Genomic DNA, 1,787 nt, shown 5'->3' on the forward strand with positions numbered 1-1,787 from the left:
GAATATTCCGATCTCGACTACCTGCAGGATTTCGAGCGCGGCGCCGGCCAGCAGCGGCGGCCGTACGTCTATTCCAACGCCTACCTGTCCCGGAACTTCGGCCCGCATTCGCTCAACATTCTGGTCGACCAACGCGAGCGCGTCTTGAAACATCCCTCCGAGGACATTCGCCGCCAGATTCCGGAAGTCGAATATCGCCTGCGCAAGCTGAGACTCGGGAAGTCGCAGATCTACCTCGATCTGCAGAGCTCCCTGCACTACTTCTCGCTGGATCTGCAGACCACGCCCAGTGGCGTGAGCGAGCCGGAGCGATTCACCGAGCAATACGGCCGCATCGACGTCTCGCCGACCCTGTCGATTCCCCTGAGCAGCCTGACCTGGCTCAGCGCCGAGGTCGAGCTCGGCGGCCGAGCGACCTACTACACCGACTCCCTGACGCCGCTCGAAGTGGTGGAGGAGACGGGAGAGGCCCGCTGGTTCGCTGGCGAGGATCTGGACCGGGCCTTTCCGCGGGCCGGGCTGGACGTCATCGGGCCGAGCATCCTGCGCATTTTCGACCAGAAGATCGGCCGCTTCGCCAAGTTCAAGCACATCGTCGAGCCGCGCATCCAGTACTCCTTCGTCGGAGATTTCGATCGGCAGGACGACATCTTTCGTTTCGACGAGATCGACAACCTGAGCCCAACCAACGGCTTCCTATTCCAGCTGGTCAACCGCCTGGTCGCCAAGCCGGCCGACGCGGAGCAGGGCGGAGCGATCGAGATCGCGTCCTTGACCTTCAGCCAGGGCTACAGCAACGACGAGGATCGGCCCGGCCAAAGGTCGCGGTTCACCGTCTCGAACCCCCTCAGCCAGGAACCGCAACCGCTCGCCGAGACCGCCGAAGGACCGTTCGGGGTGGCGCTGCGCATCAATCCGAGCCGGGCGACCAGCTTCAGGCTCGACGCCGGCTTCAACACCCTGTTCGGCGGCTACCGGCTCCAGTCGTTCAGGCTGAGCGGCTCGACCAAGGTCGGGCGGCACATCTTTGGGCTGTCGTGGTTCAGCAACTGGAGTGTCGACTTCGACCCGGCGGAGCTGGAAAGCGATCCGATTCCGGTGCTGAGCACCCAGACCAGCGAACAGGCGCAGTTCTCCGGCAAACTGAACCTGTGGCCCGAGAGGCTCAGCCTCGAGGCCCAGCTCAGCTTCGACGTCCTCGGACCGGCAGACCCGGTCACGAATGAGCGGAACAACGCATGGGATCTCCAGCAGCAGCGGTACTTCCTGAGCTGGAAATCGCAGTGCTACAGCTGGCAGCTCGAGTACCGCGAGTCCAACTACCGTGACATCGAAGACCGCGACGTCCGGTTCTCGCTGACGCTGAAGAACGTCGGCACGTTTCTCGATCTGAACGACTCTTTCTAGAGCCCTTCCTTTCCGTCCTTCCCCTCTCAACTCCAAGGATATTGATGAAAGGCTTGATTCTTTCCGGCGGCAAAGGCACCCGCCTGCGTCCGCTGACCTACACTTCGGCCAAGCAACTGGTGCCGGTGGCCAACAAGCCGGTGCTGTTCTTCGGCATCGAGTCGATTGTCGCCGCCGGCATCACCGAGATCGGGATCATCGTCGGCGACACCAAAGACGAGATCCGAGCCGCGGTCGGCGACGGCTCGCAGTTCGGCGCCCGGGTGACCTATATCGAGCAGGACGCACCCCGCGGGCTGGCCCACGCGGTGATGATCGCGGAGGAATTCATCGGTAAGGATTCCTTCGTGATGTATCTAGGTGACAACCTGATCGCCGGC

At 62.8% G+C, this 1,787-nt stretch carries 2 protein-coding genes; both read left to right on the forward strand.

Translation table 11 applies throughout. The annotated features are described in order from the left end of the window. The coding region (locus GY769_21640; GenBank protein MCP4204521.1) for an LPS-assembly protein LptD at positions 1 to 1,407 on the forward strand (1,407 nt) is incomplete at its 5' end. 44 nt (positions 1,408 to 1,451) lie between these two features. Continuing rightward, a partial coding sequence (locus GY769_21645; GenBank protein MCP4204522.1) for an NTP transferase domain-containing protein occupies positions 1,452 to 1,787 on the forward strand: 336 nt, incomplete at its 3' end.

Source organism: bacterium (assembly GCA_024224155.1).
In the GTDB taxonomy this organism is placed as follows: Bacteria; Acidobacteriota; Thermoanaerobaculia; order Multivoradales; family JAHEKO01; genus CALZIK01.